24 protein-coding genes are annotated in these 26,363 nt (G+C 67.4%); 7 read left to right on the top strand and 17 right to left on the bottom strand.

The annotated features are described in order from the left end of the window. Nucleotides 1-13: 13 nt before the first annotated feature. From ACP3TD_RS02765 to ACP3TD_RS02715, 11 genes are all read right to left on the bottom strand, one after another. The gene (locus ACP3TD_RS02765) at nt 14-1,513 is read right to left on the bottom strand and encodes a family 43 glycosylhydrolase (protein WP_426765264.1); all 1,500 of its coding nucleotides are present in this window, start codon (nt 1,511-1,513) and stop codon (nt 14-16) included. Between the two features lie 99 nt (nt 1,514-1,612). After that, the gene (locus tag ACP3TD_RS02760; protein WP_426765263.1) at nt 1,613-4,003 is read right to left on the bottom strand and encodes a glycosyl hydrolase family 95 catalytic domain-containing protein; all 2,391 of its coding nucleotides are present in this window, start codon (nt 4,001-4,003) and stop codon (nt 1,613-1,615) included. 17 nt (nt 4,004-4,020) lie between these two features. Beyond that, nucleotides 4,021-4,485: a phage tail protein gene (locus tag ACP3TD_RS02755; protein WP_426765261.1), complete on the bottom strand. Its 465-nt coding sequence runs from the start codon at nt 4,483-4,485 to the stop codon at nt 4,021-4,023. A 59-nt stretch (nt 4,486-4,544) separates the two neighbouring features. Beyond that, nucleotides 4,545-4,937 carry a hypothetical protein gene (locus ACP3TD_RS02750; protein ID WP_426765260.1) on the bottom strand — a complete coding sequence of 131 codons (393 nt, stop codon included), beginning with the start codon at nt 4,935-4,937 and terminating at the stop codon, nt 4,545-4,547. Then, nucleotides 4,938-5,396 carry a class I SAM-dependent methyltransferase gene (locus ACP3TD_RS02745; protein WP_426765259.1) on the bottom strand — a complete coding sequence of 153 codons (459 nt, stop codon included), beginning with the start codon at nt 5,394-5,396 and terminating at the stop codon, nt 4,938-4,940. It abuts the gene before it with no gap. A 69-nt stretch (nt 5,397-5,465) separates the two neighbouring features. Then, nucleotides 5,466-7,745, bottom strand: coding sequence for a family 78 glycoside hydrolase catalytic domain (locus ACP3TD_RS02740; protein WP_426765258.1), 2,280 nt, complete (start codon nt 7,743-7,745; stop codon nt 5,466-5,468). Between the two features lie 73 nt (nt 7,746-7,818). Further along, a complete protein-coding gene (locus ACP3TD_RS02735; protein WP_426765257.1) occupies nt 7,819-8,739 on the bottom strand; it encodes an MBL fold metallo-hydrolase in 921 nt (306 codons plus the stop codon). Between the two features lie 80 nt (nt 8,740-8,819). After that, nucleotides 8,820-9,827 carry an oligopeptide/dipeptide ABC transporter ATP-binding protein gene (locus ACP3TD_RS02730; protein ID WP_426765256.1) on the bottom strand — a complete coding sequence of 336 codons (1,008 nt, stop codon included), beginning with the start codon at nt 9,825-9,827 and terminating at the stop codon, nt 8,820-8,822. Beyond that, nucleotides 9,824-11,938 (bottom strand): dipeptide/oligopeptide/nickel ABC transporter permease/ATP-binding protein, encoded by a 2,115-nt coding sequence (locus ACP3TD_RS02725; RefSeq protein WP_426765255.1) that lies wholly within the window; start codon nt 11,936-11,938, stop codon nt 9,824-9,826. Before ACP3TD_RS02725 ends, ACP3TD_RS02730 begins: the two co-directional genes overlap by 4 nt. Then, a complete protein-coding gene (locus ACP3TD_RS02720; protein WP_426765254.1) occupies nt 11,935-12,888 on the bottom strand; it encodes an ABC transporter permease in 954 nt (317 codons plus the stop codon). Before ACP3TD_RS02720 ends, ACP3TD_RS02725 begins: the two co-directional genes overlap by 4 nt. Nucleotides 12,889-12,950: 62 nt before the next feature. Then, nucleotides 12,951-14,507, bottom strand: a complete 1,557-nt coding sequence (locus tag ACP3TD_RS02715) for an ABC transporter substrate-binding protein (protein WP_426765253.1) — start codon at nt 14,505-14,507, stop codon at nt 12,951-12,953. A gap of 219 nt (nt 14,508-14,726) precedes the next feature. Between ACP3TD_RS02715 and ACP3TD_RS02710 the strand changes: the two genes are divergently transcribed. Beyond that, entirely contained in the window at nt 14,727-15,983 is a 1,257-nt protein-coding gene (locus ACP3TD_RS02710) for a glycoside hydrolase family 1 protein (protein WP_426765251.1), read from the top strand. Between the two features lie 57 nt (nt 15,984-16,040). Here the strand turns inward: ACP3TD_RS02710 and ACP3TD_RS02705 are convergent, their stop codons facing one another. Beyond that, nucleotides 16,041-16,871 carry a nucleoside hydrolase gene (locus ACP3TD_RS02705; protein ID WP_426765250.1) on the bottom strand — a complete coding sequence of 277 codons (831 nt, stop codon included), beginning with the start codon at nt 16,869-16,871 and terminating at the stop codon, nt 16,041-16,043. Between the two features lie 232 nt (nt 16,872-17,103). On the opposite strand from ACP3TD_RS02705, the gene ACP3TD_RS02700 reads away from it, so the two are divergent. Together ACP3TD_RS02700 and ACP3TD_RS02695 are read left to right on the top strand one after the other, a co-directional pair. Further along, nucleotides 17,104-18,090, top strand: a complete 987-nt coding sequence (locus tag ACP3TD_RS02700) for a methyltransferase family protein (protein WP_426765249.1) — start codon at nt 17,104-17,106, stop codon at nt 18,088-18,090. A gap of 191 nt (nt 18,091-18,281) precedes the next feature. Next, entirely contained in the window at nt 18,282-18,572 is a 291-nt protein-coding gene (locus tag ACP3TD_RS02695) for a hypothetical protein (RefSeq protein WP_426765248.1), read from the top strand. Here the strand turns inward: ACP3TD_RS02695 and ACP3TD_RS02690 are convergent. After that, a complete protein-coding gene (locus ACP3TD_RS02690) occupies nt 18,557-19,315 on the bottom strand; it encodes an ANTAR domain-containing protein (protein WP_426765247.1) in 759 nt (252 codons plus the stop codon). The two genes, ACP3TD_RS02695 and ACP3TD_RS02690, sit on opposite strands and share 16 nt — an antisense overlap. A gap of 100 nt (nt 19,316-19,415) precedes the next feature. On the opposite strand from ACP3TD_RS02690, the gene ACP3TD_RS02685 reads away from it, so the two are divergent. Beyond that, complete coding sequence (locus ACP3TD_RS02685; RefSeq protein WP_426765246.1) at nt 19,416-20,975, top strand: carboxylesterase/lipase family protein; 1,560 nt, start codon at nt 19,416-19,418, stop codon at nt 20,973-20,975. Here ACP3TD_RS02685 and ACP3TD_RS02680 read toward each other — a convergent pair. From ACP3TD_RS02680 to ACP3TD_RS02665, 4 genes are read right to left on the bottom strand one after another with little or no spacing between them, the layout of a single operon-like run. Further along, nucleotides 20,953-21,393 carry an SRPBCC family protein gene (locus tag ACP3TD_RS02680; protein WP_426765245.1) on the bottom strand — a complete coding sequence of 147 codons (441 nt, stop codon included), beginning with the start codon at nt 21,391-21,393 and terminating at the stop codon, nt 20,953-20,955. The two genes, ACP3TD_RS02685 and ACP3TD_RS02680, sit on opposite strands and share 23 nt — an antisense overlap. After that, nucleotides 21,393-21,662: a hypothetical protein gene (locus ACP3TD_RS02675; RefSeq protein WP_426765244.1), complete on the bottom strand. Its 270-nt coding sequence runs from the start codon at nt 21,660-21,662 to the stop codon at nt 21,393-21,395. Before ACP3TD_RS02675 ends, ACP3TD_RS02680 begins: the two co-directional genes overlap by 1 nt. Nucleotides 21,663-21,676: 14 nt before the next feature. Beyond that, on the bottom strand, nt 21,677-21,832 hold the full coding sequence (locus ACP3TD_RS02670; protein WP_426765242.1) for a hypothetical protein: 156 nt from the start codon (nt 21,830-21,832) through the stop codon (nt 21,677-21,679). Between the two features lie 46 nt (nt 21,833-21,878). Beyond that, nucleotides 21,879-22,652 carry an SDR family NAD(P)-dependent oxidoreductase gene (locus ACP3TD_RS02665; protein ID WP_426765240.1) on the bottom strand — a complete coding sequence of 258 codons (774 nt, stop codon included), beginning with the start codon at nt 22,650-22,652 and terminating at the stop codon, nt 21,879-21,881. Between the two features lie 349 nt (nt 22,653-23,001). On the opposite strand from ACP3TD_RS02665, the gene ACP3TD_RS02660 reads away from it, so the two are divergent. From ACP3TD_RS02660 to ACP3TD_RS02650, 3 genes are read left to right on the top strand one after another with little or no spacing between them, the layout of a single operon-like run. Then, the gene (locus tag ACP3TD_RS02660; protein WP_426765238.1) at nt 23,002-24,339 is read left to right on the top strand and encodes an MFS transporter; all 1,338 of its coding nucleotides are present in this window, start codon (nt 23,002-23,004) and stop codon (nt 24,337-24,339) included. A gap of 33 nt (nt 24,340-24,372) precedes the next feature. Next, nucleotides 24,373-25,296, top strand: coding sequence for a transketolase (locus ACP3TD_RS02655; RefSeq protein WP_426765237.1), 924 nt, complete (start codon nt 24,373-24,375; stop codon nt 25,294-25,296). After that, on the top strand, nt 25,293-26,312 hold the full coding sequence (locus ACP3TD_RS02650; RefSeq protein WP_426765236.1) for a transketolase family protein: 1,020 nt from the start codon (nt 25,293-25,295) through the stop codon (nt 26,310-26,312). Before ACP3TD_RS02655 ends, ACP3TD_RS02650 begins: the two co-directional genes overlap by 4 nt. The last annotated feature ends 51 nt before the right edge of the window (nt 26,313-26,363 follow it).

Raw genomic sequence — 26,363 nt, 5'->3', positions numbered from 1 at the left:
CGTGCTGAAGCGGTCAGTCTTCGCCGCGGTAGGACACCCGGCGGACCAGGACCTCACCGTCAGCGGCGTAGACGCCGAACGCCCTCCCGGTGAAGGCCTTGGCAGTCTCGAAGGCCCAATGCCGCCCGTCGAGCTCGGCCAGCAGCACCTCCTCCGGGCTCCCGCCAGCCCGGGCGGAACGGGCGGTAAGGCGGATCCTGTCGCCACCCACGGCACCGGCGCTGAAGTCCGACGGCGGCGGGCTGGCCACGATGGCCAGCTCCACGTCGCCGGACGGGACCGTCGCCTCCCACGTCCGGTCAAAGCCGGCGACGACGGCACGCGCGGTGATCCTGACGCCGTCGCAGTCCTGGCCCTGCCCTTGGCAGGCTTCGATGCCGAACCAGTTGTCCTCGGCGTTCCGAACGGCCACGCCCCCGCTGCCCGTGGCCACGCTGAGCACGGCCCGGAATTCCATGCCGAGGTGGCGCTGGCGCTGGGCGAGGAAACAGGGCCGGGGCGAACCCATGGTGCTCCCGTCGCCGGCGATCAGGAGGCCCTTGGACGTCGGCGCCGTGAATTCGGCGGGCATCCTGCGGACCGCGATCCAGGCGGGGTGGTCCGGGCCTGCACCGTGGGTGAAGTCGTACTCCACCTGTTCCGGCCGCGTCGCGCCCACAACGGGCAGCTGAGCGTGAGGCCACCCGTCTTTCCACTCCACACCGGTGAGGAAGGCCTCCCGGCCCAAGGGTGAAAATGCCTGGGTGAGCCCTACCGGACGGACGCCCAGCAGGACCATGGCCGTTCCGCCGTCGGGCAGCTCCACCAGGTCCGCGTGCCCGGTGTTCTGGACTGGCGATCCAGTGCCGGCCGCGGTGAGGACGGGGTTGTGCGGCGCTGACTCGAAGGGCCCGTCCGGGCGGCGTGACCGTGCCACGGTGACGGCGTGGCCCCTGTCCGTCCCACCCTCCGCAGCGATCAGGTACCACCAGCCGCCGCGGTGGTAGAGGTGCGGCCCTTCCGGCGAATACAGGCCGCTGCCGGGCCATAGCGCGCGGGGCTGCTCAAGCGCTTCTCCGGTTGCGAGATCCACCCGCACCTGCTGGATCGCGTCGGGATGGCGGGCGAAGGTGACATAAGCGGTGCCGTCTGCACCCCACGCGAGGTCCGGGTCGATGCCGTCCACCGCCTCGATGGCGGTGCCATCGCTCCAGGGACCGGCGGGGTCGGTGGCCGTGAACACCACGCAGCCCCGGCCGCCGAGGAAGACGGACACGATCAGGTAGAAGACGCCGTCACGGTAGCGGAGGGTGGGCGCCCAGACGCCTCCGGGTGTGGGGACGTTGGCGAGCCGGACCTGCTCCTCGCGGGTGGCCACGTGCCCCACCAGCTCCCAGTCCCCAAGGTCCTTGCTGTGATAGATCGGCAGGCCCGGCAGGTATTCAAAGGAGGACGTGGCCAGGTAGTAGCCGTCCGGGGTGCTGACGATGCTGGGATCGGGGTTAAATCCGGACAGGATGGGGTTGGTCTGCATCCAGCCATCCTGCTGCCTGCAGCCACGTCACGGCCGGGCCGGTTTCACCCTTTGGAAGGCATTCTGGCGGAACGTCCGGGCCGGCGAGCTGCCCGCCCGCTACACGAAGCTGCCAGCACTGAGCTCGAGGTCCTCTCCCCTGGCCAGTTCAACGCTGATGCGCCGCCCGTCCCACACGATGTCCCGCCCCACGTCCGCGGGCGAACGGAGCACGGCGCTCCCCAGGACCCCGCCGGACCACCGAAGGTCCACGACTATGCCGCCCACGGCGCGCAGCCCCCTGACCGATCCGTCGCCCCACGCGGCCGGCAGTGCCGGGAGGAGCCGGATGGCGGCGGCGTCCGACTGCACCAGCATCTCCGCGATGCCGGCCGTCGTTCCGAAGTTGGCGTCGATCTGGAAGGGCGGGTGCGCGGTGAACAGGTTGGGGTAAACCCCGCCGCGTTCGGCCAGCCCGTCCCCGGCCACGCGCAAAGCGAGGTGCAGGCTCTCCTCCGCTTTGCCGGCGTCGCCCAGATGAGCCCACAGTCCGAGCCTCCAGGCCATGGCCCAGCCCGTCGATTCCGGGCCACGGAGTTCCAGCGTCCGTGCTGCCGCGGCAGCCAGTTCCGGAGTGGCCTGCGGGCTCCATTCCTGCAGCGGGAACAGCCCCGCCAAATGAGAGGTGTGGCGGTGTTCCGGCTCGTGTTCGGTGGCTGGGAAGGACCATTCGAGGACTTCACCGCGGCTGCCGATGGCGGGTTGCGGAAGCGCCGCCACCTTCCGGGCGAGGTCATCGAGCCACGGCACCGGGGAACCGAGCGCTGCCGCCGCCTGCCGTACCGAGGCGCACAGCGCCCTGAGCAGGGAAACGTCCATGGTGGCGGACCTGCCCACCGCCGCTGGGCCGCCGTCGTCCGCGACAAAGCGGTTTTCGGGAGAGGTCGACGGCGACGTGTGAGTTCCGCTGTCAGCTTCGCCGATGATCCAGTCCAGTGCGAAGAGGGCCGCGCCTTCGAGAGCGGGCCACGCCGCTTGGAGGCGCGCGAGGTCCCCCGTGTAGGAGTAGTTCCGCCACACGGCGTCTGCCAGCCACGTTCCGCCCATCGCCCAACTGGCCCACATCGCGTTGCCCTTGCCGGCTCCCACCGCGAACGGGTGGCCCCAGGGGTCGGTGTTGTGGTGGGCCGCCCAGCCGCGGGCACCGTACAGGCCTGCCGCCGCGGTCCCGGTGCGGGCGAGGGTATCCACCAGCCGGAGCAGCGGTTCGTGGCATTCCGCGAGGTTGGTTGTGAGGGCGGGCCAGTAGTTCATCTGGGTGTTGATGTTGATGGTGTAGTTGCTGCTCCAGGGCGGCTGAAGCTGCTCGTTCCAGATGCCCTGGAGGTTGGCCGGGAACCCGCCCTCCCGCGAGGAGGCGATCAGCAGGTACCGGCCGTAGTGGAACAGCAGCGCCATCAGGGCAGAGTCGGACCTATCCGTTTCAAAGGCGCGGATGCGCTCGTCGGTTGGCTTCCCTGCGGCGGCCGCCGAGCCGCCGCCGAGCTCCAGGGATACGCGGCTGTAGAGCCCGGCGTGGTCGGCGAGGTGGCGCTCCATGGCCGGCTCAAAGGCTTCTTCCTTCAGTACCCCCGCGATCCGTGCGCTGAGGAGCCTTGCCAGCGCATCGGCGTCGTCCGCGGTGTTGGCATGGCGGGCAGAAGGGTGGTTGAGCACGGTGCCCGTCGCCAGAACGATCCGGACAAATGTGGCGCCCCGGATGCCCAGGACTCCGTCCGCAAAGCCGGCGTCGCCGTCCGTGACAATGCCGGCGTGTACCGCTCCGGCGCGGGAATCCGGACCATAAACGACCGGTTCGGCAGCCTGCTCATGGGACGGCGCGACGTCAGCGGGAAGCAGCACGCCCAGCCGGAGCTCCGTTCCCCAGTCCTGTGTGACGGCGTCCATGCCCCGTGCGGTGATTTTGTCCGGCGAGATCCCGATCCGCAGGTCGGCGGGCGCACCGAACGCGATGTCGTGCACGATCACGGCGTCGGGGTGGGAGGCGAACGTCCGGTGGCGCGCCTCGGCACCGTCCAGGAGGTAGCGGTGCCCGGCGACACCGGTTCGCAGATCGAGGCACCGGGTGGGGCCCTCTGCCGGGGCAACGGTGCCGGCAGCTTCGACGGACAGTACGGCGAACGGAAGGTACGCCTGCGAATGAGTGCTTTGGAAGTCCATCAGCAGGTCTTCCGCCCGCCGGACGTCACCGGCGTCGATGGCATCGCGGACGGCCTGGAGCGTTGCCGCCCCCTCGGCCGGGTCCAAAAGCGGCGCGGACCGGTCCGTGGGGCCGGACCAGGCCGAGCCCTCGTTGAGCTGGATGCGCTCGCCGCCGGCCAGGCCGCGCAGCGTGGCACCGGCGAGTCCGTTGCCCACCGGCAGCGACTCGACGAACTGTTCCGCCGGCCCGCGGTACCAGAGGACGTGGCCGGGATCGGCGCAGGGCAATTCGATGGCCAACGGATCCACCGCGGTGGCCTGCCGGCTCAGTACTGTCCCTTGATCACGAAGTAGGAGCCGCGGATGGTGCCCGCGAGCTTGGATTTCTGGCGCGCAAACTTGAAGCTGGACGCCAGTTCCTCCGGCACCTCCATGCCGTCGGACAGCTTGAATCCCACCGCCCGCTTGCCGCCCTCCTCGATGCCATACATCACGTTGATGGACAGCCCGGACTCGTAGAACACGTACGCCATCCGCAGCCCGTCCACCTCGAAGGAAGACACTTCAAGCGGCTTTGAGGCAATCACCAGGTTCCGCTCAGTGGCGAGGATGTTGTGGATGTACGCGAGCGTCTCCGGATCCTCTTCGGCGGGGGTGACGGTGAAGTCGTGGTCGTACTTGTTCTTGTAATAGCGTGCCTCGTTGGCACGCAGCCCGGCCAGGGCGTCCACTACCGGCGATGATTCCAGGCCAACGGTGGACACGTTCTTGAAATCCACGGTGTACGGCATGAGTCCTCCTGGGTTTTGGTCCTGTGGCACATCGTTGCAGATCAGCGGCTGCCGCGCATTCACACCTGTGGTTTGCGGGCAACCACGGTGTAGGTGCAGGGGACGAGGTCCCGTTCGGCGTCCGGCCACGCGTAGCCGTCCGGAACGTCCACCATGCGGGGCGAGAACTTCCACGGCAGGGTGGTGCCTTCGTCGAGGCGGAGGATCTGCAGCCCGGCGCCGATGAGGGAGTTGAGGATGTCGGACAGTGGATGCGCCCACTGGTAGGTGCGGGAATGGGCCACCTTTCCGTCGCCCACGTAGGTGGACTCCTCGTCCCACACCTGGGCTTCGCCGCGGTTGAAGTACGGGTAGCGGAGCTGCAGCCCCTTGGCGTCCTCATCCACGGCATAGAGGGCAGGATGGCCGTCGCGGATGTAGAAGGTGCCGCCGGGTTTGAGGAGCGCTGCCACCTAGGAGGCCCACTGCGCCAGGTCCGGGAGCCAGGTGATGGTTCCGATGCTCGTGTAGACGACGTCGAAGTCGCCGGAAACGGCCAACCTCGCCTGCAGGACATCCGCCTCCACCCACGCCACGTTCAGGCCCAGCCGTTCCGCCAGGCCGGCAGCGGAGGCGAGGGCGGCCGGCGAGAAGTCCAGGCCGGTGACCCGGGCACCCGCACGGGCCAGCGACACAGTGTCCGCCCCGATGTGGCACTGCAGGTGGCACACGTCCAGGCCGGCAACAGTCCCCTCCGCTACGAAGGGCGCCAGCGCTTCCAGGTCGGTGCGCACCATGGGGGTCAGGTAGCCGGGATCATCCAGCGCGCCGAGTCCGTAGGCTTCCTCGTGCAGGGGCACCCGGTCTTCCCAGTTGTCCCGGTTGGTGGCGCGTGCGGTCTCCCAGTCGACCGTGATCGGGCTGTCGCTCATTCCGGCAGCCTACAGCGTTGTACAGCCGCAGGTGCCGGAAAACACTCCTCCGGTACCCGCGGCCGGAAATTACCTCACCAGCACGCCAACCTGGGCTTCGAAGCGGTGCGTTCCGCCCGTGACGCCGTGCCGCGCACCATCCGGAAGGACGACGTCGGCCGCCACCCCGTCGGGAACGGTCGCCTCAAGCCGGAACTCGCCGCCCTCGAGCGTCCAGGCTGCGCGGACCTCGCCGTGCGGAGTCTTCAGGGACGTCTTGGCCCAGCTGATCCCCTCCCCCGGCTGCGGCTGGATGAGCACGCGGGCGTAGCCGGGTTCCAGCGGGCGGATGCCGCCGATGGCCTTGTGCATCCAGTCCGCCACGGCGCCCAGGGCGTAGTGGTTGAAGCTGGTCATTTCGCCGGGGTTGATGGTGCCGTCCGGGAGCATGGAGTCCCAGCGTTCCCAGACAGTGGTTGCGCCCATGGTCACCGGGTACAGCCAGGACGGGCAGCCCTCCTCCAGCAGCAGCCGGTACGCCTCGTCCACGTGCCCGGTGTCCGTCAGTGCGTGGGTGATGAACGGGGTTCCCGCGAAGCCGGTGGACACCCGGTAGCCGTTGTCCCGGACCAGTTCGGCCAGGCGGTTGCCGGCGAACTCCCGCAGCTCCGGGGTCAGCAGGACGTCGAAGGCGATGGCCAGCGCGTAGACGGTGGTGCAGTCGCTGGAGATGGTGCCGTCGTCCGCTACGTAGTGCCCGGCGAAGGCGTTCCTCACCCGGGCGGCGAGCGCCTCGAAGGAGGCCTCGTCGTCGTGCTTCCCCAGCAGCCCTGCGGCCTGGGCTGTGAGCATTGCGGTCCGGTACATGCAGGCGGTGGCCACGACGGCGGTGTCCGCCTTGGCTGCCCACGGCTGGTCCGGCGCGGCGTCGGGATCGAGCCAGTCACCGAACTGGAAGCCGGAGTCCCAGAGCCCGGCGGGCGAGAGCAGGCCTTCCACCCGGCGGGTGTGCGCAGCCATCGATTCGTACTGGTTCTCGAGGACGCTGAGGTCACCGTAGGCCTCCCACAGGGCCCAGGGCACCCAGACGGATGCCTCGCTCCACAGCGCGGAGGATTCCGGGGCCGGGAATTCAGCCGGCTGCGGGCAGTACTTCAGGACATCCGGCACGGTGATGGGGACCAGACCGTCCTGTGCCTTCTGCTCCGCTGCGAGGTCCAGCAGCCAGTCCTGCAGGAAGCCCTTGACGTCGTAGAGGTAGGCGGCGGTGGGCGCGAACACGGCGATATCGCCGGTCCAGCCGAGCCGTTCGTCGCGCTGCGGGCAGTCCGTGGGCAGGTCAAGGAAGTTGCCGCGCAGGCCCCAGACGATGTTGCGGTGCAGCTGGTTTACGAGTTCGTTGGAGCACTCAAAGGTGCCGGTGCGCTCCAGGTCGGAGTGGACCACCACCGCTTCGAGGTCGCCTACCGTCAGGTCCCCGGGCCAGCCGGTGACCTCGGCGTAGCGGAAGCCGTGGAAGGTCTTGGTGGGCTCGAAGGAGTCCGGGCCGCCGGAGAGGACAAACGTGTCCGCGGCCTTCGCTGTGCGCAGCGGCCGGACGCCCAGTTCGCCGTCCTCCAGCACTTCGGCATGCCTGATGGTGATGGCGTGGCCCGCTTCGCCCTGCACGGTGAACCGCAGCCAGCCCACCAGGTTCTGGCCGAAGTCCACCAGCGTCTTGCCAGTCGGTGAGGTGAAGACCTGGACGGGACGGACGGCGCCGGCACGCACCACGGGCGGGCCCACCGGCTCAACCAGCCGCCCGGTGTCGAACGCCACTTCGCGCACGCCGGTCCACCCGGTGCCGGGCACGAAGCCTGGCTCCGCCCAGCCCTGCTGGAGCCGGCGGGCGTCGATGGTTTGGCCGTCGTAAAGGTCGTTGAAGGTGGTGGCGGACGGGCCGGCCTGCCAGGACGCATCCGAAGCAACGGACTGGACGTGCCCGTCGGCGAACTCGATGTCCAGCTGGCCGAAGAAACCCAGCTCGCTGCCGTACAGGTTGGACATGCCGTGCCAGGCAAGCCGGCCGCGGTACCAGCCGTTGCCGAGCTCAACCCCGATCACGGTGGTGGGCCGGATGAGCGCGGTGACGTCGTAGCTGCGGTGGCGGAGGCGCCACTCGTAGGAGCTCCAGCCCGGGCTAAGCACATCCGGGCCCGCGGGGACGCCGTTGATGGACGCCTCGTAGACGCCAAAGGCGGTGGCCCGCAGCGTCGCCTTCATCACGGCGCCGTGGCCATCCTCAAGGGTGAACTCCTTGCGGAGCAGCGGGGCGCCGTCGAAGTCGTTCTCGGGCGTGATCATGGCGGCGAGCCAGGAAGCTGAAGTCATGGAGGAAGTGATCCGTTCTAGGTGTCATATCTGAGGTTTGGTAGGCGGCAGCGACAGGAGAGACAGCATCCTGCTAGAGCGGTATGACGTCCAGCGCCTTCGGCGCGATGATCTCGCCCTCGTAGCCGATGGCTTCCGCCGCGGGGGTTGCCATCGCCAGCCAGACAGCGGGCGGGTGTGCAACAGGCGTGTAGTGGCTGAAGACCAGCTTCTTGGCCTGTGCCGCATGCGCGACAGCCGGGAGGTCAAGGACGCTGGAGTGTGCTTCGAAGAGATGCTTCTTCAGCTCCTCACCACGGGGGTGGGGAAGTCCGGCTGCAATGCGCTCGATGGCGCTGTTGTCCTGCGTTTCGTGGACCAGCACATCGCATCCCGTGGAGATGGCGGCAAGATTGACATCATGGGCGGCAGTGTCACCCGAAAAGACCACCACCCTGCCTGTTCCCTTAACCGAAAACCGGTAAGCATAGGCATCCGCCACTTCCGGGCCATGGAACACCCGGGTGGCGTCAACACGTACATTGTCGTCTTCCATGACAGGTACGATCCCGCCGTCCAGGGGGACCTCCACGTCATGCCCAGCTGGTGCCGTGAAATCTCCGAAGCCACCGCCGGCTTGAAAGAGGGCGATCTCGTCCTCAAAGCCGGCCAGGAGATTGGTTGCCTTTTGCTTAGCCCCCGGCGGCCCCCAGATGTCCACGGGCGGCAGGGGCGGCCGCGCTGTCCAGCCGTGCAGAAGGAGTCCGGGGAGCCCGGAGGTGTGGTCAAGATGATGATGCGTGATGAAAATGCCCCGGATCCCGGCAAATCCCAATCCCGCATTGAGCAGCTGGCGGGATGTGTCCAGCCCGCAGTCAACCAAGTACACAGCGTCGTTGACCACCAGCGCCAAGGCAGGTTTGGCTTCGTCAGGGGCCAGGACGGGGCCGCCGTTGACCCCCAGCATGACAATCCGATCGCCTGTTCTATCCGGCTGCTGGTGCCGCTCTGTCATCGGGGCTCCCCTTCTGGGTTGAATGGTGTCTTGAGGTGATACAGGAAGCTGCACCTCCGGAAATGCCGGCGGCGATCCGCTCAGGCGTAGTGGCAGGCGACGTCCGCCGTACCCACGCGCCGCAGCGCCGGGCGTTCGGTGGCGCACAGTTCGGTGGCGAGGGGGCAGCGGAGCCGGAACGGGCAGCCGCCGGGACCGGGTACTGCGGCGGCGCCGGTGCGGACCCCGAGGGACTCGCGGGCTTCCCGCCGGGCAGCCTGCTCGGCGGGCCGGGGTACGGGTGAAGCAGCCACGAGGGCCTGGGTGAAGGGGTGCTGCGGGTTCTCGGTGACGGCCGCCGCCGGTCCGCTTTCCATGACCTGGCCGCGGTACAGCACCACCACCCGCTGTGCCAGGAACTGCACCACGGCGATGTCGTGGGCAATGAACAGGTAGCTCAGGCCGCGTTCGTCGCGGAGGTCGGCCAGGAGGTTGAGCACCTGTGCCTGGGTGGAGAGGTCAAGGGCGCTGACGGCTTCGTCGCAGACCACCAGCCGGGGGTCGCAGATCAGGGCGCGGGCCACGGAGATCCGCTGCCGCTGGCCGCCGGAGAACTGGCTGGGGTACCGGTCCACGGCTTCGCGCGGCAGCCCGACACGTTCCAGCATGTCCTCCGCCTTGGCGCGGGCCTCTGCCGCCGGCACGCCACGGAGGCGCAGCGGTTCCGCGAGGGACGTGCCCACGGTGTTCCGCGGGTTGAGGGAGGAGTTGGGGTCCTGGAAGACGGCCCGGAGTTCGCCTCCGAGGGCCCGGCGCTGGGCGGCGCCGGCCGAGGAGATGTCCTTGCCCTGGTAGCTGATGGACCCGCCGGAAACCTTCTGCAGGCCCAGGATGGCTTTGCCTATGGTGGACTTGCCGGAGCCGGACTCCCCCACCAGCCCCACGGTTTCGCCGGGGGCAATGCTGAAGCTGACATGGTCGACGGCGGCCGGCGCGGCGGCTGCCTTGCGCCCCCGGCCGTAGCGGACCACCAGGTCCTTGACCTCCAGCATGGGCGTGCCGTCGTGGGGAAGGGTGGAATCGGTGCGTTCCGTGACTGCGGTGCTCATGCCAGGTCCTTCTCGATGACGGCGGTGTGCTGGGAGGTGGCCGGGCTGACCGGGAGGAGGCGGGCGGCGGGCACGTCGGTGGCCAGCCAGTCCATGCCCTCGACCGCCAGCTGGTCCGCCTTGACGCAGCGCACCAGGCCCTCGCCAGCGCCGGAGGCCAGGAGCGGAACGGGGTCCGTGCAGGCGGAGCCGGCGAACTGGCACCTGGCGGCGAAGCGGCAGCCGGTGGGCCAGTCCTTGGGCTGGGGTACCTGGCCTTGAATCGTGGCCAGGCGTTCGGGCATGTTGTCCGCGTCGTTGGCGTGCGGGTCCGCGGCGAGGAGGGCCAGGGTGTAGGGATGGCGCGGGTTGTCCAGGATGGCGGCGGTGTTGCCGTTCTCCACCACCTGCCCGGCGTACATCACGGCTACCTGGTCGCAGATGTCTGCCACCACGCCGAGGTCATGGGTCACCATCACCACGGACATCCCGGTGTCCTTCACCAGGGCCCGGAGCAGGGAGAGGATTTCGGCCTGCACCGTGACGTCCAGGGCCGTGGTGGGTTCGTCCGCCACCAGCAGCCGGGGCTGCCCGGAGAGTGCAAGGGCGATGGCCACGCGCTGGGCCATGCCGCCGCTGATCTGGTGCGGATAGGTCTTGAGGATGCGCTGGGCGTCCACGATGCCCACCTTTTCCAGCAGGTTCCGGGCCTCCGTACGCGCCTCAGACTTGCCCATGCCGCGGAGCCGGCGGATGGCTGCCGTGAGCTGGTACCCCACGGTGAACATGGGATCCAGTGCCCGCATGGGCTCCTGGCTGATCAGCGCGATGTCGCGGCCGCGGATGCCTTCCATGTCTTTCTCCGTTGCGGCGGCGAGGTTCCTGCCGTTCCAGAGGATCTGCCCGCCACTGACGGAAACACCGGAGGGCAGCAGGCCCAGGAGGGACAGTGCGGTCATGGTCTTGCCGCAGCCGGACTCCCCCACCAGGCCAAGGACTGTGCCCTGCTCGACGTCGAAGGAGACATCGGTGACCAGCCTGACACCGTTGTCGACGCCGACGGAGAGGCTGCGGACGCTGAGTGTCCCTTCCGACGCAGCATCGTGAGAGGCGCCGTTCCTTGCGGCCTGGGCCTCTGATACCGGCGCGGCGGCAATCGCGGCGACGGCTTTGGCGCGCTGCCGGCGGGCCGCGGCGGAGGGCAGGTGCGGTGCGGCGGCGTTGGGTGCCTTGCCCAGGGCGTTGCCGATGGCGTTGGCGGACAGGACTGTCAGCGCCAGGACGGCGCCGGTGGGCACCATCATCCAGGGGGCGTCATAGACGTGCTGCGAGGCGCCCTGGATCATGCCGCCCCAGCTGGGCTGCGGGATGGGCGGCCCGAACCCGATGAACGCCAGCCCGGCCTGGATGAGCATGCCCACGGCGAAGATCAGCGCGGCCTGCACCACGATGGTATTGGCCAGCCCGGGCAGGACGTGGCGGAGGCTGATCCGCAGCGGGCTGACGCCGTCCACCTTGGCCGCATCCACGTAAAGCTGGGACTGCAGGGACTTGGCCTGGCCCAGGATCACCCGGTAGATGCCGGCGGACATCAGGATGCCCAGGATGGCCATGACCACCGGAATGTTGGTTCCGACGGCGCCGATGACGGCCAGGATGATCACGGTGCCCGGCAGGGACATCATGATTTCAGTGACCCTGCTGATCACGGCCTCAGTGCGTTCGCCGGTACCGGCGGCAAGCATGGCCAGGATGGTGCCAAGCCCGACGCCGACAATCACCGTGAGCATCGACGTCCCCAGGGTGCCGGCCGCGGCGGCGAAGATGCGGCTGAGGATGTCCCGGCCCAGTTCGTCGGTCCCCAGCCAGTGGGCGGCGGTGGGGCCGGAGAGGACCGCGGTGAAGTCCTGGTCCTCGGTTTTGAACGGCAGCCACAGCGGCGCGGTAAGAGATGCTGTGACAATGGCCGCGAGCCAAACGAGCCCGGCCACGGCACCGGGCGAGGTCAGCAGCCGGTGCCGGGAAAACTTGGTGAGGCCCGCCTTGCCGGCGCTGCGCGCGGGCGCTGCTGCCGGCGTCGTACTTCCTGCCTGGTCCGCGTCCGCGGGGGCCGGGGCAACTGTTGGGATCATGAGGCACGCAACTTCGGGTCGAGGAACTTGGTGGCCAGCTCCAGCAGCAGGTTGACGGCAACCACCACCACGGTGGCGATCACCACCACGCCCTGGACGGCGGGAGCGTCATGGGTGCTGACGGAGGTCTGGACGGCCTGGCCCAGGCCGGGCATGGCGAACAGCTGCTCCGCGATGACGGAGCCGCCGAACAGGCCGATGAACTGCAGGGCGATACCCGCAACGATGGGCAGGCTGGCGTAGCGCAGGGCGTGGACGTAGAGGATCTTCCAGGTGGGGGTGGCCGTGGCGCGCAGGGTGCGGATATGTTCCTGCTGCAACGCTTCAAGCATGGAGGCCCTGGTCTGACGGGCAATGAATGCGCCACCGCCCACGGCCAGCGTGATCACCGGCAAGGCCAGGGACAGGGCCCAGTCCTGCGGCGAGACCTCGAACGGCACATAGCCGGTGGCGGGGAAGACGGAGGACTGGACGGCGAAGACGTACACGAAAATGACGCCCACCCAAAAGGCCGGCAGCGCCACGAGGAGTCCGACGAAGCCGCCGATGACCTGGTCCAGCAAGCCGCCGCGGACAGCTGCAGTGACGCCCAGGCCGATGCCAAGGACCGCGCTGAGGACGGTGGCCCCCGCGGCGAGGGACGCTGTGACGGGGAGGCGGCTGGCAAGATCCGCGCTGATGGAGCGGCCGTCGATCAGGGAGATCCCGAGGTCTCCCTGGACCGCGGAACCGAGCCAGGTGAAGAACTGCGTGAACAGTGGATCGTTCCAGCCCAGCCGCTGGTTGACCTCGTCGATGGCGTCCTGGGAGGCGCCGGCGCCGAGGGACACGGCCCCCGGGCTGCCCGGCATCGCGTGCACCAGCAGGAATGCCAGCAGCGCAACCACCAGCACGGTGGCCAGCGCCATCAGCAGGCGCTTAGTGATGAATAGTGCCATGGTGACCTCCATCGGTCAGGCCCTTCCGCCGGGCCTCCTGTCTGATGAGGAGCCCCGGCGGGAAGGTGCGGGTATTAGCTGGCCGGGGTGTAGGACGAGAGGAGCGGGTAGGCGTTGGTGCCGGCGAACTTCACCTGGGCCACCTTCTTAGTGTTGTAGCCCTGGTTGGTCAGCGCCTCGTACAGCGGGATCATCCAGCCGGACTCCACCAACCGTGTGTTCAGCTTGGTCGCGGCGGCCTTGACGGCAGCGTCGTCCTTGGCTGCGGCCAGCTCGCCGGTGGCGGCGCTGAGCTGGTCATCGGTGGCCTTCTGGACGTTGGTGAAGCCGTTGAGGATGGCGCCGTACATGACGCCGACCGGGTTGTCCCAGTTCAGCGGCGCGTAACCCAGGGGCGTGGTAGCGACGGCGGCGAAGGCTTCGTCGGTGGAGGCGGCCATCTTCACGTTCATGGTGATGCCGACGGCGGCCAGGTCCTTCTGGACGGCCTGCAGGTCCGTCTGGGTCTGGGCGCCGGCGATGATGGTGAACTCGAAGCCGTTCGCGTAGCCGGCCTCGGCCAGCAGGCTCTTGGCCTTGTCCGGGTTGTACGCGAACTTGGTTTCGAGGTCCTTGGTGAATCCCGCTGAATCCTTGGGCAGGGCGTTCCAGGCAGGGATGTCACCCTTGTGCAGTGCGTCTACCAAAGCCTGGCGGTTGATGGCGTACTGGATGGCCTGGCGGACCTTCTCCTGCGCGAAAGCCGGGGCGGTCTTGCCGATCTTGTCGAAGGAGATCATGGTGTTGACGGTGCCGCCGATCTGCGAAACGCCGACGCCCTTTGACTTGGCGAAGTCAACGGTGTTCGACGTCAGCATGGCCACGTCCGCCTGCCCGGAGACCAGGGCGTTGGCGCGGGCCTGGGGGTCCAGGACAACGCTGAAAACCACCTTCTTGAAGGCGTACTTGGCAGCGTCCGCGTTCTTGTCGTTCTTCACCAGGACGTACTTGTTGCCCTTCACGGTGGAGGGGTCAAGGGTGTACGGCCCGGAACCGTCCGGGGTAGCAGCGAGGCTGCCGGTGTCCGTGACGCCGTTCTTGCCCACGATCATGCCGGTGGTGGAGGCCAGGTTCTTCTCGAATCCGGGCTGCGGCTTGGCGAAGGTCAGCGCCACCTGGGTGGGGCTGACCACGTCCACGGAGGTGATTTCCTGGGCGCCGCCCTTGGCTACGGCGGAGTAGGCGCTCAGTGCGGGATCGGAGCGGCGGTCCAGGTTTGCCTTGACCAGTGCGGCGTCGAGCTTGGATCCGTCAGTGAACGTGACGTCGTCCTTGAGGGTCAGCGTCAGGACTGTGTTGTCCCCGTTGTAGCTGAACTCCTTGGCCAGGCCGGGGCCCGTGGAGCCATCCGGCTGCAGCGTCATGAGGCTGTCGTAGAGGCCTTCGAAGAACTGGCGCTGCGCTGCGGAGACGCGCAGCGGGTCATAGCCGAAGGAACCCGAGTCGCTGTCGATGGCCAGCGTGAGGCTGCTGGTGTCGGCCTTGGCGGAGGCCTGGCTGGACCCGCCGCCGCAGGCGGCCAGGGAGCCGATCAGCAGGGCACCGGTCAGGACGGCAGCACTGCCGCGTGCGGTGGTGGACAGAAGTTTCATGTGGTGCGCCTTCGCATTCTTCTCTGACTGCAACGGAAAGAAATCAGTGGGGCCGGTGGTGTCCGGCACCTTTCAAGAATCAGCCGGGGCCGTCAGGGCCAGACATGACAATGTCATTGATTGAAAAAGTATTGTGGCGGGGGTCACGCGGCCGGACAAGATGGTGAAGGCAGAGACGCCTGGGCGCCGCCTGGCCGGCCCCATCACGAGAGGAACCACATGACCAACCCGTTTCCGCAGGACTTCCTTTGGGGCGTGGCCACCGCCGGCCACCAGGTGGAAGGCAACAACGTCAACAGCGATACCTGGTTCCTGGAGCAGCTGCCCGGAACGATCTTCGCGGAGCCGTCCGGGGACGCCGTGGACCACTACCACCGCTACCGCGAGGACATTGCCCTGATCGCCGGGCTGGGCTTCACCAGCTACCGCTTCTCCCTGGAGTGGGCTCGGATCGAACCGGCCGAAAGCCAGTTCTCCGTGGCCGCGCTGGACCACTACAAGCGCGTCCTGGAGGCCTGCGTTGAGCACGGCCTCACCCCTGTGGTGACGTTCCACCACTTCACCTCACCGCTGTGGCTGTTGCAGTCCGGCGGCTGGGAAGGTGCCCGCACAGCTGAGCTGTTCGCGCGGTACTGCGACCGTGCCATGGCGCACCTCGGCCACCTCATCGGCGTCGCGTGCACGTTGAACGAGCCCAACCTGCCCTGGCTCCTGGAGTCCTTTGGCATTGGCGGGGAAGCTCCGGCAAACCGCGGCTCCGTACCCATCTGGGCTGCCGCGGCGCAGCGCCTGGGCGTCGACGCAAGTACCGTTGCCCCGTTCCAGTTCTGCTCCACTGAGGCCGGGTTCGCCGTGAAGCTGGCCGCGCACCAGGCCGCCACCGCCGCGATCAAGGCACACCGCCCGGAGCTCCAGGTGGGCTGGACGCTCGCCAACTCCGACATCCAGGCCATCCCCGGCGGCGAGGAGATTGCGGACAAGGTGCGCCGCGACGTCAACGAGCGCTTCCTCGAAGCTTCCCGGAGCGACGACTTCGTGGGCATCCAGACTTACGGCCGCACGGTTTACGGCGCGGACGGCCATGCACCCGCGCCGGACGGCGTGGAAACCAACCAGATGGGTGAGGAAATCTACCCGCAGGCCATTGAAGCCACCGTCCGTGAAGCCGCCCGCGTGGCCGGTGTTCCGGTGATGGTCACCGAGAACGGCCTGGCTACGGAGGACGACACGCAGCGGGTTGCCTACCTGCAGGCAGCGGTCGACGGCGTTGCCTCCTGCATGGCGGACGGCATCGACGTGCGCGGGTACATCGCGTGGACCGCGTTCGACAACTTCGAGTGGATCTTCGGCTACCGGCCCAAGTTCGGGCTGATCGCCGTGGACCGCACCACCCAGGAGCGCACTCCCAAGGAGAGCGCGCACTGGCTGGGCACCTTCGCCCGCAAGCAGGCATCCCAGGTGGCCCTGCCCGCCTGATCACGGCGAATGGCCCGGATTTCCCATGGGGATCCGGGCCATTTCTTTTTTGTGCCGCTACGCCTGCAGCCGCAGCTTGGCGGCGAAATCGGCCATGATAAGCCGGGTATCCACTGAGGTGTAGGTGCGGCGCTCGGGCTGGGTGCCTGTTTCCGTGAAGGCGGAGGTGGCGTCGTCGAGCCCTGTCACCACCAAGGGTGCGCTGTCCCCCAGGCACCACAGCGGCCCGAACTTCACGAAGTCCGGCACGTCCAGTCCGTGGAAAAGCTCCCACAGCCAGGCGCCGGCGGTTCCGGCAGTTCGGAACAGCTGGTCCAGCTCCGCCACCGGGGCAACAATCCGCCGGTACGCTTCGGCCGGGAACTGCCACACTGCAAGGTCCTTGTTGCCCAGGACGAAGTCCGCAGCGGCGGGGTCGGTGAAGTAGTTGTATTCGTCGTCATTGACCTTTGCTCCGCCCACCCACGCAAGCGTGAACGCCGACGCGATGGCAGGCTCCACCAGGAGTGCATCAGCCACGTTCGTCAGGGGACCTGCGCAGACCAGGACCAGCGGGAGGTCTCCCCCGGCCGGTTCGGCAGCGGCGGCGATGATGGCCCGGGCCGCTGCCGATTCCCGCGGCTGTCCCGTGAAGGGGGCGTCGGGTCCGGCCTGGACGGTGGACGGGTCCGGCAGCTTGAGGACCCGCAGCAGGTCCTCCGCCAAGGCCGCGCCGGCCCCGGCACGGCCCTGCGGCGGCCCGAACATGGGATTCGTCAGCGATGCCGTGACGGCGATAATCCGGTTGGCCGGGGACAGCGCGTGATGCGCCAGCCCCACCAGCCCGTCCGGATCACCCGCCCAGTCGTTGTCGATGATGACCCTGCATTTGGGTTCAACCCGAATCATGTCCATCCTGGTCCTTTCGCTTGGCCGGGCACCTGCATGTCCGGGCGCTTGTGCGCACCAGTGGCGTCCAGGGCCCCGGCTCGACGGGTAGTCTCAGGAACAAGTCTTGCCGCCGCACCGCACCTCACGGCCATGGCTTTCATTCACTGGAAAGCTCTGGAATCCGCCTGCGGCCGGCAGGGCGGAACATAGGGCATTCGCAAGGGATGCCAGGAGAGATTCGGGGGAATCCGTGCCGCGGTTCATCTGGTGGGGCAGACTGTACTTTGCCCTGCAGGCGTTGGCCGGAGCCCTATGGTGGGCCGCCGTTGCGGTGTCTCCCACCGTGCGGACAGCCACACTCGGCAGCCTCGATCCCGCCCTTGTTGCTGCTTTCGATATCCCCCTCTTCGTGGTGGGGTCCGCCGCGGCCGCCGCAGGTGTCCGGGCCGCTGCCGCCATTGTTTCCGCGTGGTCCGCCGTGGTCACCATTGCACTCGGCGCCTACGCCACGGCCACAACGCAGGCGGGCACGGGAGCCCTCCTGATGACGGCCGCGGTGGCGGGCTCGATTGCGGCCCTCTGTTTGGCCTGCTGGGGACGGATTCCCGTTGAGTGGATTATCCGCGGCCCGTTCGCGTTCCGCCCCGCCCGTCAGCGGCGCGCCCGGTTCCATGTGGCTGCCACCTTTGGGCAGATCGTTGTGTTCTGGGGTTTCTTCCTGGGAGTCCTTCCCCTGTTGCTGGACTTCCTTGAGCAGCGCTGGGGACTGGCTGCTGCTTTTCCGCAAGCGGCCGGCCCGGCCGGCCTGGTGGTGTTGATCCTGGCCAGCGCGCTGGGCATCTGGTCTGCCGTTTCGATGTCCACCAGGGGAAATGGGACACCGTTGCCCGCAGCCATGGCCACCACGCTGGTGGTTGCCGGACCGTACCGCTGGATACGCAATCCGATGGCGGTGGCCGGCGTTGTCCAGGGCGCGGCGGTGGGCCTGATGCTGCACTCCTGGTTCGTGGTGGGCTACGCGGTCCTGGGTTCGCTGGTCTGGAACTATGCCGTGCGGCCGCTTGAGGAGGCGAACCTTAAGGCCCGCTTCGGCAGCGTCTTCGAGGCATACCGCGAGGCCGTACCCTGCTGGATCCCCACCCTCCGCCGGCGCAGGACTTCACCCGTGGCTGTCACGCCGGGAAGCGGACGCCAGGCCCTCCCGCCGTCAGCTATGCCGAAGGTACCGCTGGGGTGAATCGAGGAAGTTGCGGCAGTTGGTGATGAGGTCCAACCGCCCCAGGCGCGCTCCCGCAGTCCCCAGGGGCCCGCTTTCAGGATTTGCGCTCGGACCCATTCTCACAGGAAAAAAATCCCATCCGCACCCATCCGCAGGCATCCCGGCTCCGAATCCCGGTGGAGATCATCTCCCAAAGCTAGGAGGGGACAATGGATGAGGCGGACCAGCAGGCCCTGACCGGGGCTGTCATCAGGCTGCACAACCTGGATATCGGCGGCCTGTGGCTCGATTACGTGGCCCTTGGCGGCGACGCCTCAGAAGAGGACATCCGCAATTACAGCCTGGAATCCGGGGCGCTGCCGCAGAAGGAGCGCGACGCTTTGTCCCAGGCCGTCAATGAAAGGTGTGCCGAGGCGGACCTGGTGGTCCGGGCACCGTACAGCAGCTCCCCGCTGACAGTGGTTTCCGTGGAGCCGAAGGATCCCTATTCGTCGAAGTAGGTGAACGTCTTCGCGCCGCCGGCTACCGAGGACACCACCAGCGAGGCAACGTCCCGCAGCTTCATGTTCCTGCTGTTGGAGGCTTCGCGCAGCACCTTGAACGCCTCATCCTGGCTGCAGCGGTTCTGCGCCATGATGGCACCCGTGGCCAGGTCGATGACCGTCCGCGTCTGCATGGCGGCGGTCATTCCATCCTTGGTGTCCTGGAGCTTCGCCATCCGCAGCGTCAGGGCCAGGCCCTTGGCCGCCTGTTTCGTGAACGCCTCGGCCATGGCAACGGCATCGGCGCTGAAAGCCTGTGGCTGCCCGCTGTACAGGACCAGCACGCCGCGGTCCTCACCCTCGAGCTGCAGCGGCATGGCCAGCACGGACTGGGCGCCCTGGTGCGTGGCCGCGGCGGCATAGTCCGGCCACCGCGTTTCCTCCCGCAGGTCCTGGACGTGCATGGTGGCTGCGCTGCTGACAGCGGAATCTCCGGGCCCCTGGCCGTACTTGAGTTCCAGCTGGTCAAGCAGCCTTGCCTTGGTGTCGCTGGCGGCCGCTGCTGTGGGTTTCTTGGGGCGGCTGACGGAGATGCTGCAGAACAGCTCCCGGCCGACGTTGCCCAGCCGGGCTACCGCGTAGAGGGCAAGGCTGTCCAGGAGCCGGACCAGATCAGGACTCTGCAGGACAAGGTCCTGCACGTGGGCTGCAACATCGGCAAAAACCTTGCCACCCGAAACCCCGGTGTCAACCACAAGCATTCCCTCCCGGACACAATTGATAAGCCATGGCACACCATGGCCGCCCACTGCCGAACGGTAGTCCTCAGCGTACCCGCGGACACCCCGTAAGGTGTCAATCATGAAGCTCGCCTCCAGCAACGACGGAACCTTCCGCGGAGCCACCCTGGCAGTAGACGGCGCCCCCGTGCACCGGTTTCTCGGCATCCCTTACGCCCAGCCGCCGTCGGGGGAACTGCGCTTCCGCCCGCCGGTGGCCCTCCCCCAATGGACCGGTGAGGTGGACGCCACCGGGTACGGCCCCGCAGCCCCCCAGAACCCGGACGCCCGGGATCCACACGAAACCCCGCTGGCCTGGAGCGAGGACGGCTGCCTGAACCTGAACATCTGGACGCCGGACACCGGCGGGACGGCCCGGCCGGTGATGGTCTGGATCCACGGCGGCGCCTACCTGATGGGCTCCAACAGTGACGGGATGTACGACGGCGCCCGCCTCGCCGCAGCGGCGGGCACGGTGGTGGTCGCCATCAATTACCGGCTGGGTGCGCTCGGCTTCCTTCACCTGGCGCACCTGCTCGGCGATGATTTCGGGGATTCGTCCAACCTCGGCCTGCTCGACCAGCTCGAGGCGCTGCGCTGGGTGCGTGACAACATCGCCGGGTTCGGCGGTGACCCGCACAATGTGACCCTTTTCGGGGAATCGGCGGGCGCGGCAGCCGTCGGCACCCTGCTGGGCATGCCGGCGTCGGAAGGCCTCTTCAGGCGGGCCATCATGCAAAGCGGCACAGCGGAGCGCTTCCGCACCCCGGAGGCGTCTGCGCGCGTGACTGCTGACTTCCTGCGGCTTTGCGGCCTGGACGAATCGTCAGCAGGTGAGCTGCGCACCCTCCCGGTGGAACGGCTGCTGGCTGCCCAGCAGCAACTCGAAGAGAGGATCGCCGCCGACAGCTACGCGGTGCCGCTCCCCTTCCAGCCAACAGTGGGGACCCCGTCACTGCCGGAACCTCCACTGGACGCTGTCCGCAGCGGAATCAACAGTGGCGTGGACCTGCTGGTGGGCACCAACCTCAACGAGGGGTCCTTCGCCGTCGAAATGCGCCCGGACCGGCCGGAAGACCCTGGTTACCCGGACCGGGCCGCCGCGGTCCTGTCCGCCGGCGGCCTGCCTGGAGACTGCGCGCCGGAATATGCGGAAGCTCTGGCGGCCGTGCTGGCACGCGAGCCCCGCGGGAAGGAAGTACTGGAGGCTGCCATTGCCGATGTTGTGTACCGCCAGCCCAGCAACAACCTGCTTGACGCGAGGCTCCAGGCAGCAGGCAGCGCTGCTCACGGCAGGACGTTCGCCTACCTGTTCACCTGGCGCAGCCCGGCCATGGGCGGCAAGCTGGGATCCTGCCATGCGCTGGAAATTCCGTTCGTGTTCCGGCGCCTGGATTCCCCGGACGCCGCCTACCTGACCCGGGGCAAAGCTCCGCAGGCCCTCAGTGACACCATAAGCGGAGCCTGGGCGGCCTTCGCCCGCACCGGGGCCCCAGACCAGCCCGGCCTGGCATGGCCCGAATACGGGCAGGGGCGCTGCACCATGATCCTCGACGACGCTACCCGGCTGGAAGCGGACCCACGGCGCAGGATCCGGGTGTTTTTTACCGGGAACCGGGTCAGGCAGCAGCCAGTGAGTTAAGCGTGTCCCGGAGGCCCTTCAATGCGGGGTCGCGGAGCTGCATGAACAGCGGTTTCAGGAGCGGCTGGATGATCTTGGCCGGCCCCTTGATGCTGAACTCGGCCGTGTACTTCACCACGGATCCGGCGCCGTTGGGGGCGACGTCGATGGAATCGAAGGAGACTACGGTCTTGTTCTCCCCGCGCAGCTTGATATGGCTGCCCGTCAGCTCGATGACCTCGTAAATCAGCGACTGGCGTTTCCCCCGGAACTCGGCCTCAGCGTGGTACTTGTGTCCCACGGCCACGGGCCCCGACGTGATTTTGTCCATCACAGGGGTGCCGGGGTCCCACTTGCTGGTGTTTTCGAACTCACTCAGGAAGGCAAAGGCCTTCTCAGCGGACAGTTTGGTTTCCACACTTCCGGCTACTGTGATCATCACTCCAGTCTAGGAGTACCCGGCAGGTGGAAGGCGGCCATTTTGTAGCAAAGGTTGCCGTCCAACTTGCGCGGGGTGATCCACACCTCGTAGCCGTCAGCGGCGGTGAACAGGGCACGGCTGCCGGTAGCATCGCCTGCGAGCCACACGGCGGAAGAGTCCGGCATGGCGTTGTCCACCACGCCGGACCGCACCGTCCGCCGGTCCTTCCGGACCTCCACAGGGACACCAATCAGGCGGGCCCACTCGGAATACGGGTAGGAATCCACGGCATCTCTCCTGCTCAGCATGTCTCGAAGTCGCTGAGGACCTTGATGTTGCCCATCAAGGCGCCGTCGGCGGCGTCCGCGCCGGTCAGCCCGGCGAAGGCGTGAATGTCGCAGAAACCCGCAAGGGCTTCCCTGGCGAAGTCCGAAGGGTCATTGACGATCTTTGTCATGGTGGGCTCTCTGGCATCCGGAAGGGGGTTAAGGGTTGCAGTTCCCTTAGTGCATGTGGCTTCCGCCGTTAATGTCCACCACGGTTCCGGTGAGGTACGCGGAATCCTCGGAGGACAGGAAAGTGATCACGGAAGCTACTTCCTCGGTGCTGGCGTTACGGCCCAGCGGGATGCCGGCGTTGATGGCGGCTTCCTGTTCCTCGGTGCTGCCCACGCGGATGTTGGTGTCCACCGCGCCCGGGGTGATGGCGTTGACGGTGACGCCGGTGGTGCCGAGTTCCCGGGCCAGAGCCTTGGTGAGGCCCAGGATGGCTGCCTTGGCTGCGGAGTAGGGGACCTTGCCGAAGACGCCGCCGCCTCGCTGGGCAGAGACGGAGGACATGTTCACGATGCGGCCCCAGCCGTTCCCGATCATGTCCGGCAGGAATGCCTTGGTCACCAGGTAGGTGCCGGTGGCGTTGACGTCCATGACCTTGTGCCACAGCTCGAGGGTGGTATCCAAAAACGGGACGGGCGACGTGATGCCGGCGATGTTTGCCAGGGCGCCCACGGGCGGCAGGTTGCCGGCGGCCACCTCGGCGGCAACGGCGGCCTGGGCCGTGGTCACGGAGGCCTCGTTGGCGACGTCGATCTCGTGGCCGTACGCGGGGACGTTGAACTCGTTGCCGATTTCCGCGGCCACCTTGGCGGACTTTTCGCCGTCGAGGTCCAGGATGACGATGCCCCAGCCTTCACGGGCGAAGCGGCGGGCGGTGGTGATGCCGATGCCCCGGTCCGAGGTGGCTCCGGTGAGGACGGCAGTGCGCTGGATGGTGGTCATGGTTGGTACTCCTTGAAAGTGTTTTGTGGATCGGTTGCTCCAGTTGTCGTCATGAGGCGTCCAAACGACAACCATGGAGCAGTCGACGGTCAGATGAGGTTGCTGATGAATCTTGCTGCTTTGGCGGCGGCTGCGGGACGGCATCCGAGTCTGAAGTGGAACATCGTTGATCCCTTGGTTCGTGCAAGCAGTAGTGATGCCGACCACACTAGCTGCGTTAACTGTCAACAGTCAACCCACAAAGTCGACTGTTGACAGTGGGCATGATGCGGGTCACACTTAGGGATATCATTTGTTAACAGTCGACAGCGGTGACTTCCTGAGACCGCTTTTCGAAAGGGAACCCAACATGAGCAAAGATGCTCTGACCATGCGCGGTCCGGTCCACGGAACCAAGGACGCCAGGCGCGTCGCCGTTGGCTCCGGTGTGGGCGCTGTGATCGAGACGTATGACTTCATCGGTTTCGGCACCGCCGCTGCGCTGTACTTCGGAACCGCGTTTTTCCCCGGAACCGATCCGGTCACCGGCACCCTCGCTTCCTTCGCTACGCTGGGCGTCGGCTTTGCGGCCCGTCCCCTGGGCGGCATCATCGGCGGCCACCTCGGCGACAAGGTAGGGCGCAAGCCCGTTCTGGTGGCCTCCCTGATCCTGATGGGCCTGGCCACGTTCGCCATCGGGCTCCTGCCCACCTACGCCGCGGTGGGGCTCCTCGCCCCCGCCCTGCTCGTTTTCGTCCGCATCGTCCAGGGCCTGGCCTTCGGAGCGGAATGGGGCGGCGCCATCCTGATGAGCTATGAGCACGCACCCTGGAAGGCCAAGGGCAAGTACACCGGCATCGTCCAGGCGGGCTTCCCGGTGGGCCTGCTGCTGGCCAACCTGACCTTCCTGTTCAGCGTCAACCTCGGCGGCGAACTGGCTTGGCGCATCCCTTTCCTTGGCAGCATCGTACTGGTGGCGGTAGGCCTGATCATCCGCTCCAAGGTCCCGGAGTCCCCGGTCTTCGACGAGGTCAAGGACAGCGGCGCCATCGTAAAGTCCCCCATCGTGGAGGTCATCAAGACTGACTGGCGCAACATCGTCAAGGGCATCGGCCTCCGCGTGGCCGAGACCGCCGGCTACGCCGTGTCCATCACCTACATGATTTCCTACCTCAACAGCCAGCACCTGGCAGACAAGAGCCAGACCCTCATCGCCCTGTGCATCGCCTCCGCCATCGGCATCTTCGCCACCCAGGCCTGGGCTGCGCTGACCGACCGCATTGGCCGGCGTCCGCTGTATGTCTGGTCCACGCTGTTCGCGGCCCTCTTCGCCATCCCGATGTTCCTGCTGGTCAATACGGGAATGTTCATCGCCATCATCATCACCATCGTCATTTCCTACGCGGTCTGCCAGAACTCGCTCGCCGGCGCCCAGGGCGCCTGGTTCCCGGAGCTCTTCCAGGCCAAGACCCGGGCCTCCGGCGCCAGCCTGGCCTACCAGATCTCGGCCATGGTCTCCGGCTTCACCCCCTTCATCACCACCCTGCTGTTCGTCAGCTTCGGCTGGATGGGCCCGGCCCTGCTCTTCGGTGCCTACGCCCTGATCGGCCTCTGGGCTGCGGTGGCTACCCGGGAAACCTGGGGTAAGCGGGAGCGCGAACTGGCCGAAGAAGCCACCAAAAGCACCCCCAACACCATCAACGCCTGAATGACCGCGCACCCAACAACCACGGAGCACGCAATGCCTACAGATACCGTCCAGGACACCCCACAGGGACAAACATTGCAGGAACAGAACCTGCAGACCGCGGTGACCCCGGAACGGGTGGAGAAGATCAGCGCCGCCGCGTACCGGATCCGGCACCACGCCCTCAACATGGGCGAAGTCCAAGGCCAGGGCTACGTGGGCCAGGCCCTCGGGGCTGCCGACATGCTCGCCACCGTGTACGGGGACCAGCTGAACTTCCGCGCCGAGGACCCGCACTGGGAAGCCCGCGACCGGTTCCTGCTGTCCACCGGCCACTACGCGATCGGCCACTACGCAGCCCTCGCCGAAGCCGGAATCGTTCCAGTGGACGAACTTGAAACCTACGGCTCGGATTATTCCCGGCTGCCGATGTCCGGGATGTCCACGTACACCCCCGGCATGGAAATCTCGGGGGGTTCCCTGGGCCACGGCCTGACCATCGCCGTCGGAATGGCGCTGGGCCTGCGCTATCAGGGCTCGTCCGCCCGGGTGTTCAACTTCCTCTCCGACGGCGAGCTGGACGAAGGCTCCACCTGGGAAGCGGCCATGGGTGCGCACCACCACCAGTTGGGCAACCTCACCGCCATGGTGGACATCAACGCCCTGCAGGCCGACGGAAAAACCGACACCGTACTCCGCACCGAGCCGGTCACCGAGAAGTGGGAATCGTTCGGCTGGTACACGCAGCGGGTGGACGGAAACGACGTCGGCGCGCTGCTCTCAGCGTTCGACAACGCAGCCGCCCAGGCCGCCGCCGTCGGACGTCCTTCCGTGATCCTGTGCGATACGAAGGTGGGCCGCGGCGTCCCGCTGCTGGAGGACCGCGAAAAGGCGCACTTCATGCGCATCGAAGAGAACGAATGGCAGACCTGCCGCGAGCAGCTCACCGCCGGATATGAAGGAAAGGCTTCAGCATGAGCACCACCACCGAGGCTCCCGACACAACGGCGGCCACTAAGCCCAAGCTCAAGACCTCGGCGATGATCGCATCGTTCGCCGATCCCGGCCAGAAGACGGCGTCCGCGCCGTTCGGGCACGCCCTGGTCAAGGCCGCGCAGGAGAACGACAAGATCGTGGGCCTGACCGCGGACCTGGGCAAATACACGGACATGCACATCTTCGCCAAGGCCTTCCCGGAGCGGTTCTTCCAGATGGGCATGGCCGAGCAACTGCTCTTCGGCGCAGCCGCGGGCCTGGCCGAAACCGGACTGGTGCCGTTCGCGTCCACCTACTCCGTCTTCGCGGCCCGCCGCGCCTACGATTTCCTGTGCCTGGACGCGGCAGAGCCGAACCTGAACGTCAACATCGTGGGCGGCCTGCCCGGCCTCACCACCGGGTACGGCCCCAGCCACCAGGCCACCGAGGACATGGCGATCTTCCGCGGCATGCCCAACCTGACCATCGTGGACCCCTGCGACAGCATCGACATCGAACAGGCCGTGCCGCAGCTGGCAGCGTCCGAGGGCCCCACGTACCTGCGGCTGCTCCGCGGAAACGTGCCCACAGTCCTGGACGAGTACGGCTACACGTTCGAGCTCGGCAAGGCCAAGGTGCTGCGCGGCGGCAACGACGTCGTGTTCATCTCCTCCGGGCTGATGACCATGCGTGCGCTGCAGGCAGCGAAGGCCCTCGCGGCACATAACGTGGACGTCGCCGTCGTGCATACGCCCACCATCAAGCCGTTCGACGCCGAGACCGTCCTGAAGGAGATCAACACGGACAGGCTCGCCGTCACCCTGGAAAACCACTCCGTGGTGGGCGGCCTGTTCGAAACGGTTGCCTCCGCCGTCGTCACCGCGGGCCTGGGAAAGCGTGTCGTTCCCATCGGCCTCCCGGACCAGTTCCTCGATGCCGGCGCCCTTCCCACCCTGCACGACCGGTACGGGCTCGCCACCAGCCGCATCGTGGCTAAGGTCCTCGCCGAACTCGGGTAGAGAGCCACTAGACCATCAGAAAGCGCGGCACCGGTCCTAAGCCGGTGCCGC

Source organism: Pseudarthrobacter sp. 1G09 (genome assembly GCF_050038305.1).
Classification (GTDB): Bacteria; Actinomycetota; Actinomycetes; order Actinomycetales; family Micrococcaceae; genus Arthrobacter; species Arthrobacter equi.
The sequence above is the reverse complement of the archived record's forward strand: the minus strand, read 5'-3'. Positions and strand labels throughout refer to the sequence as shown.

What these genes read in the sequence shown, in the direction of transcription:
- ACP3TD_RS02695 (WP_426765248.1), top strand. Translation starts at nt 18,282, where the DNA reads ATGGATGAGGCGGACCAGCAGGCCCTGACCGGGGCTGTCATCAGGCTG.
- ACP3TD_RS02660 (WP_426765238.1), top strand. Translation starts at nt 23,002, where the DNA reads ATGAGCAAAGATGCTCTGACCATGCGCGGTCCGGTCCACGGAACCAAG.
- ACP3TD_RS02740 (WP_426765258.1), bottom strand. Translation starts at nt 7,745, where the DNA reads ATGACTTCAGCTTCCTGGCTCGCCGCCATGATCACGCCCGAGAACGAC.
- ACP3TD_RS02725 (WP_426765255.1), bottom strand. Translation starts at nt 11,938, where the DNA reads ATGATCCCAACAGTTGCCCCGGCCCCCGCGGACGCGGACCAGGCAGGA.
- ACP3TD_RS02690 (WP_426765247.1), bottom strand. Translation starts at nt 19,315, where the DNA reads ATGCTTGTGGTTGACACCGGGGTTTCGGGTGGCAAGGTTTTTGCCGAT.
- ACP3TD_RS02720 (WP_426765254.1), bottom strand. Translation starts at nt 12,888, where the DNA reads ATGGAGGTCACCATGGCACTATTCATCACTAAGCGCCTGCTGATGGCG.
- ACP3TD_RS02670 (WP_426765242.1), bottom strand. Translation starts at nt 21,832, where the DNA reads ATGACAAAGATCGTCAATGACCCTTCGGACTTCGCCAGGGAAGCCCTT.
- ACP3TD_RS02665 (WP_426765240.1), bottom strand. Translation starts at nt 22,652, where the DNA reads ATGACCACCATCCAGCGCACTGCCGTCCTCACCGGAGCCACCTCGGAC.
- ACP3TD_RS02655 (WP_426765237.1), top strand. Translation starts at nt 24,373, where the DNA reads ATGCCTACAGATACCGTCCAGGACACCCCACAGGGACAAACATTGCAG.
- ACP3TD_RS02650 (WP_426765236.1), top strand. Translation starts at nt 25,293, where the DNA reads ATGAGCACCACCACCGAGGCTCCCGACACAACGGCGGCCACTAAGCCC.
- ACP3TD_RS02765 (WP_426765264.1), bottom strand. Translation starts at nt 1,513, where the DNA reads ATGCAGACCAACCCCATCCTGTCCGGATTTAACCCCGATCCCAGCATC.
- ACP3TD_RS02705 (WP_426765250.1), bottom strand. Translation starts at nt 16,871, where the DNA reads ATGATTCGGGTTGAACCCAAATGCAGGGTCATCATCGACAACGACTGG.
- ACP3TD_RS02685 (WP_426765246.1), top strand. Translation starts at nt 19,416, where the DNA reads ATGAAGCTCGCCTCCAGCAACGACGGAACCTTCCGCGGAGCCACCCTG.
- ACP3TD_RS02745 (WP_426765259.1), bottom strand. Translation starts at nt 5,396, where the DNA reads ATGAGCGACAGCCCGATCACGGTCGACTGGGAGACCGCACGCGCCACC.
- ACP3TD_RS02680 (WP_426765245.1), bottom strand. Translation starts at nt 21,393, where the DNA reads ATGATCACAGTAGCCGGAAGTGTGGAAACCAAACTGTCCGCTGAGAAG.
- ACP3TD_RS02730 (WP_426765256.1), bottom strand. Translation starts at nt 9,827, where the DNA reads ATGAGCACCGCAGTCACGGAACGCACCGATTCCACCCTTCCCCACGAC.
- ACP3TD_RS02735 (WP_426765257.1), bottom strand. Translation starts at nt 8,739, where the DNA reads ATGACAGAGCGGCACCAGCAGCCGGATAGAACAGGCGATCGGATTGTC.
- ACP3TD_RS02715 (WP_426765253.1), bottom strand. Translation starts at nt 14,507, where the DNA reads ATGAAACTTCTGTCCACCACCGCACGCGGCAGTGCTGCCGTCCTGACC.
- ACP3TD_RS02710 (WP_426765251.1), top strand. Translation starts at nt 14,727, where the DNA reads ATGACCAACCCGTTTCCGCAGGACTTCCTTTGGGGCGTGGCCACCGCC.
- ACP3TD_RS02755 (WP_426765261.1), bottom strand. Translation starts at nt 4,485, where the DNA reads ATGCCGTACACCGTGGATTTCAAGAACGTGTCCACCGTTGGCCTGGAA.